The organism is Lysobacter sp. A421 (genome assembly GCF_054052145.1).
This window is the reverse complement of sequence record NZ_JBSVRL010000009.1, coordinates 1-4,533: the sequence shown is the minus strand read 5'-3', so window position 1 is coordinate 4,533 and position 4,533 is coordinate 1. Positions and strand designations below refer to the sequence as shown.

Annotated in this window: 7 protein-coding genes and 1 pseudogene; 7 read left to right on the top strand and 1 reads right to left on the bottom strand. The window is 54.8% G+C overall.

Going from position 1 to position 4,533, the window contains the following annotated elements:
- Nucleotides 1-136: 136 nt before the first annotated feature.
- The 7 genes from ACW7G6_RS14500 to ACW7G6_RS14470 all read left to right on the top strand — a co-directional run bounded on the left by ACW7G6_RS14500 (nt 137) and on the right by ACW7G6_RS14470 (nt 4,412).
- Nucleotides 137-565, top strand: a complete 429-nt coding sequence (locus tag ACW7G6_RS14500; protein WP_456998597.1) for a VOC family protein — start codon at nt 137-139, stop codon at nt 563-565.
- 481 nt (nt 566-1,046) lie between these two features.
- Nucleotides 1,047-1,580, top strand: a complete 534-nt coding sequence (locus tag ACW7G6_RS14495) for a VOC family protein (protein ID WP_456998596.1) — start codon at nt 1,047-1,049, stop codon at nt 1,578-1,580.
- Nucleotides 1,581-1,709: 129 nt separating this feature from the next.
- On the top strand, nt 1,710-2,105 hold the full coding sequence (locus ACW7G6_RS14490; protein WP_456978861.1) for an MAPEG family protein: 396 nt from the start codon (nt 1,710-1,712) through the stop codon (nt 2,103-2,105).
- Nucleotides 2,106-2,254: 149 nt separating this feature from the next.
- Nucleotides 2,255-2,464 (top strand): DUF1737 domain-containing protein, encoded by a 210-nt coding sequence (locus tag ACW7G6_RS14485; protein ID WP_456998595.1) that lies wholly within the window; start codon nt 2,255-2,257, stop codon nt 2,462-2,464.
- A 180-nt stretch (nt 2,465-2,644) separates the two neighbouring features.
- Nucleotides 2,645-3,007 (top strand): DUF2628 domain-containing protein, encoded by a 363-nt coding sequence (locus tag ACW7G6_RS14480; RefSeq protein WP_456998594.1) that lies wholly within the window; start codon nt 2,645-2,647, stop codon nt 3,005-3,007.
- A gap of 118 nt (nt 3,008-3,125) precedes the next feature.
- The gene (locus ACW7G6_RS14475) at nt 3,126-3,425 is read left to right on the top strand and encodes a hypothetical protein (protein ID WP_456979846.1); all 300 of its coding nucleotides are present in this window, start codon (nt 3,126-3,128) and stop codon (nt 3,423-3,425) included.
- A gap of 567 nt (nt 3,426-3,992) precedes the next feature.
- Complete coding sequence (locus tag ACW7G6_RS14470; RefSeq protein ID WP_456979847.1) at nt 3,993-4,412, top strand: hypothetical protein; 420 nt, start codon at nt 3,993-3,995, stop codon at nt 4,410-4,412.
- Between the two features lie 8 nt (nt 4,413-4,420).
- Here the strand turns inward: ACW7G6_RS14470 and ACW7G6_RS14465 are convergent.
- Nucleotides 4,421-4,533 (bottom strand): annotated as a pseudogene (locus ACW7G6_RS14465) (IS30 family transposase); the annotation flags it as partial.

Here is a 4,533-nt window from a genome sequence, read left to right as displayed (position 1 = left end):
AGGCCGGCCTAACAATTCGTTCAAGCCGAACCCGCTTCGCTCCACCAACAAAATGGCAGATTGAGCTTGCCATGTTGTTGGCTCCGCTACGCGGGTCGGCTTAACTCAGGCGTTAGGCCTCAAGGAGACATCTCACATGAAAGCTCGGGTCACAGTCATCACTCTTGGTGTAGACGATCTAGAACGCGCACTTTCGTTCTACCGTGACGGTCTTGGTCTCGAAACAGACGGCATCATCGGCAAAGAGTTCGAGTACGGTGCTGTTGCATTCTTCAACCTCCAGCCTGGACTAAAGCTGGCAATCTGGCCCCGCAAGAGCATTTCCCATGACGCTGGCCTCCCGCTAGATCGCCCAAGTGCTACCGATTTGACGCTCGGCCACAACGTTTCCTCCAGAGCCGAAGTTGATGCAGTAATGAAGCAAGCGGAAGCGGCCGGGGCTACGATTGTCAAACCGGCACATGAAACCTTCTGGGGCGGCTATGCGGGCTATTTCCAAGACTTGGACAGGCATCTTTGGGAGGCGGTGTGGAATCCAGAGTTGCTACCCGGAGATGAGGCCTAACAATTCGTTCAAGCCGAACCTGCTTCGCTACACCAAACTGGCAGGTAAAGCTTGCCATGTTGTCGGCTCCGCTACGCAGGTCGGCTTAACTCAGGCGTTAGGCCACCTATGACACGTTCGCTGCCCCTGATAGTCATGCTTTTGCTTGGCGGCTGCAGTGAGCCAACGCCGGTGACCGTAGAGAATCGCTCTGACGTTCTGCTTCAATCGATCACTGTGGCCGGATCTGGCTTCACGCAGCACGTAGGTGATCTTCCGCCTGGCGCAACTGCCACAACGCAGGTCAGCCCATCCGGTGAGTCCGGCCTTAGCATGTCTTTCCGCGTCAATGGCAAAGAGGTTGCCTTGCCGCCCAGCGGCTACTTTGAGGGCGGCGGCAGTTATGCTGTCCGTGTAACGGTCACCCCAGAGCTGCGTGCATCCGTGGTCTCAGAGCTGCAGCAGTACTAGGCGGTGGCCTAACAATTCGTTCAAGCCGAACTTGCTTCGCTACACCAACAACATGGCAGAAAAAGCTTGCCATGTTGTTGGCTCCGCTACGCAAGTCGGCTTAACTCAGGCGTTAGGCCTCAAGGAGACATCTCACATGAAAGCTCGGGTCACAGTCATCACTCTTGGTGTAGACGATCTAGAACGCGCACTTTCGTTCTACCGTGACGGTCTTGGTCTCGAAACAGACGGCATCATCGGCAAAGAGTTCGAGTACGGTGCTGTTGCATTCTTCAACCTCCAGCCTGGACTAAAGCTGGCAATCTGGCCCCGCAAGAGCATTTCCCATGACGCTGGCCTCCCGCTAGATCGCCCAAGTGCTACCGATTTGACGCTCGGCCACAACGTTTCCTCCAGAGCCGAAGTTGATGCAGTAATGAAGCAAGCGGAAGCGGCCGGGGCTACGATTGTCAAACCGGCACATGAAACCTTCTGGGGCGGCTATGCGGGCTATTTCCAAGACTTGGACAGGCATCTTTGGGAGGCGGTGTGGAATCCAGAGTTGCTACCCGGAGATGAGGCCTAACAATTCGTTCAAGCCGAACCTGCTTCGCTACACCAAACTGGCAGGTAAAGCTTGCCATGTTGTCGGCTCCGCTACGCAGGTCGGCTTAACTCAGGCGTTAGGCTGCAGCATCTCGCAACCGGGGAATACATGGCACATCCACTTGTGCTTCCAATGGCAGCGCACGTAGCGCTTGCTGCACTCCTCTACGCTCTGCTTACCGTTGCGCGCGCTCCCAAAGTCTGGGGCATCGGCCAACGCGCGGACGGCTCCAATCCGTGGGCAGCTATTGAGTCCCGTATCAGTGCAAACCTATCCAATCAGTTCGAGTGGCCCGTCTTTTTCTACGCAGCATGCCTGCTGCTAATGCAAGGCCATCTGGTGAGCACTGCTGCGGTTGTTCTTGCGTGGGTCTTTGTCGTCGGTCGCTTGGCCCATAGCTGCGTTCAGATCCTCACTACAAACATCCGACTGCGCGGCTTGGTGTTCACGGTCAACTTCCTCGCTACACTCGGACTTTGGGCTGTGGTTCTTCAGTCCCGGTAGCCGGGGCAGCAGCCTAACAATTCGTTCAAGCCGAAACCGCTTCGTTACACCAAAGGCATGGCAGAAAAAGCTTGCCATGCCTTTGGCTCCACTACGCGGTTCGGCTTAACTCAGGCGTTAGGCGCCACATCCGTCATCGAGGCGAGTTCATGAAGCAACCACCAAACGACCTGCCGATCTATCGTGTGCTCACCGGTCCAGATGATGCTGCGTTCTGTCACCGTGTTAGTGAAGCTCTGGCACTTGGTTATGAGCTTTATGGTTCGGTGGCTGCAACTTTCGACGGCCAAAGAGTCGTCTTGGCGCAAACCATTATTTGGCCTCGCACAAAGCGCCAATTGTCCGGTACTAACCAATGATCGTTGGCGCGCTGCAAAGTGTGGCGCCTAACAACTCGTTCAAGGCGGACGGCTGCGCCGCCGCTTAACTCCAGCGTTAGGCCTCAACAACGGAGCTTCATCGTAATGGACCCATACAATTCTCACCCATCCTTCGCACCAACTGACCGTCCGACCGCACCTCCCGCGCCGACCGCACGAATGGTTGACCCAATCGCCAGGCTCGACGTGTCGGACAAGTGGAAGGATCGATTCAGAGCCATTGAACGCGCTGGAGGTCCGGACCTGCCAAAGTTTCGCAGTTTGCCACCCGCAGACCGCCGCGGTGTCCAGTTCAACTGGATTGCCTTCTTCTTGGGGCCGTTCTACTTCCTAGCAAAAGGTCTTTGGCGTCAGACCATCGTTTACGTTCTCCTCGCAATTGCCTGCGTGCTTATCATGGAGGCCATTGGCCTAGGTAAGTTTGGCCGTGCCGTTGGGTACGGGTTCGCAGCGGTCTACGCCATACGCGCCAACACTAGCTACTACAAGAAAGTCGTGCTGTCCGAAAGTCCGTGGGTTTGAGGCCTAACAATTCGTTCAAGCCGAAACCACTTCGTTACACCAATAACATGGCAGGTAAAGCTTGCCATGTTATTGGCTCCACTACGCGGTTCGGCTTAACTCAGGCGTTAGGTGTGCTATGGGAACTAAACTCTCGCCGCAAGATGAAAACCTCTATCGTAGGACTGACGAAGTACTGCACTACATCTGGGATCCATGTGGCATCTCGGATGCGCCGGAAGCTCGTGACGAGTATTACGGCTACCTTCCCGGGGTCTTCAGCCTTCTCAAGCAGGGTGCTGACGCAGCAGCTATCTCCCGCCATCTTTCCTCAATCGAGTCGGAACGGATGGGCATGTCTGGAGCCGAAGACCGCCACGTAAAGATCGGTGAGGTGCTGGTGGAGTGGCGCGACCACCTTGCCGAGGCGCACACCTAACAATTCGTTCAAGCCGAACCTGCTTCGCTACACCAACAACATGGCAGGAAAAGCTTGCCATGTTGCCGGCTCCGCTACGCAGGTCGGCTTAACTCAGGCGTTAGCGCATGGACCCAACGCAAGCATCCATCGAAGAACTGTACTTGATGTACCAACGCGTCAAGACATATAGCGCCGACCCTATAAGCATGGGCCTGCTATTTTCACTCACGCTCGCGACTGGCTGGCTGTGTCAGTTCTTTTGGCCCAGGGCAAAGTTGCGGCCTCGAAGCAGTTCTGGCGCTTGGCTCGGGTTAGTTCAGGCTGCAATTTACTCTGGCTTAGCCTTTTACACTTCTTATCAAGTACTTATCGCTGGAAAGATAAAATGCTTGCGCAAGGCACGGCGCTGCCCGCGCTCATTTTATGAAGACGAGGGGTGGATTTCGGTAGTCGTACATCCATTTTCATTTTGGGCGACGTACTTTTACATTTTTCTATTCAGTGTAATTTTCCTTGCATGGTTTTTTGTGTGTGCACGCTCTGTCAGACTCTATAGGGCGCGCTAACAATTCGTTCAAGCCGAACTTGCTTCGCTACACCAACAACGTGGCAGGTAAAGCTTGCCACGTTGTCGGCTACGCTACGCAAGTCGGCTTAACTCAGGCGTTAGCACTCATTGGGGAGAGTATTGTGCTGTACCGATCCACCATCTCGCTTGTATTGCTTGCCGCATCAACTGGCGCTTGCACCCAACAATCCGCAGCTGATTTCAAGAAGCAATATCGCTCAAAAGTCCTTAGTAGCTGCACTAACAAAACGTCTGCTCAGGGCAAACTCACCGTCGAACTTAGAGACGCTTATTGCCTCTGCTCCGCGGACACTATCATCAGCTCTCACACAGTAGCTGAGCTCAAGGTGCTAGACACCTTTCCATCTGATCCTGCGCTGGAAGGTAAGGTTAAAGAAATCATGCTCAAGTGCGCTCGCCAAGCGGCGGAGCGATGAGTGGTGAATTAACACTCCAAGTGCAACACTCCTGAGAGTTTGTGCATGCGGTCGGCGGGGGTCTGGAAGCCATAGCGTTTCCTCGGTCGTGTGTTCAGTTTAACGACCGCTTGGTCGCAGT

Bases quoted from the DNA above. Each gene is read 5' to 3' on its own strand.
- ACW7G6_RS14500 (WP_456998597.1), top strand. From the start codon at position 137: ATGAAAGCTCGGGTCACAGTCATCACTCTTGGTGTAGACGATCTAGAA.
- ACW7G6_RS14485 (WP_456998595.1), top strand. From the start codon at position 2,255: ATGAAGCAACCACCAAACGACCTGCCGATCTATCGTGTGCTCACCGGT.
- ACW7G6_RS14475 (WP_456979846.1), top strand. From the start codon at position 3,126: ATGGGAACTAAACTCTCGCCGCAAGATGAAAACCTCTATCGTAGGACT.
- ACW7G6_RS14480 (WP_456998594.1), top strand. From the start codon at position 2,645: ATGGTTGACCCAATCGCCAGGCTCGACGTGTCGGACAAGTGGAAGGAT.
- ACW7G6_RS14490 (WP_456978861.1), top strand. From the start codon at position 1,710: ATGGCACATCCACTTGTGCTTCCAATGGCAGCGCACGTAGCGCTTGCT.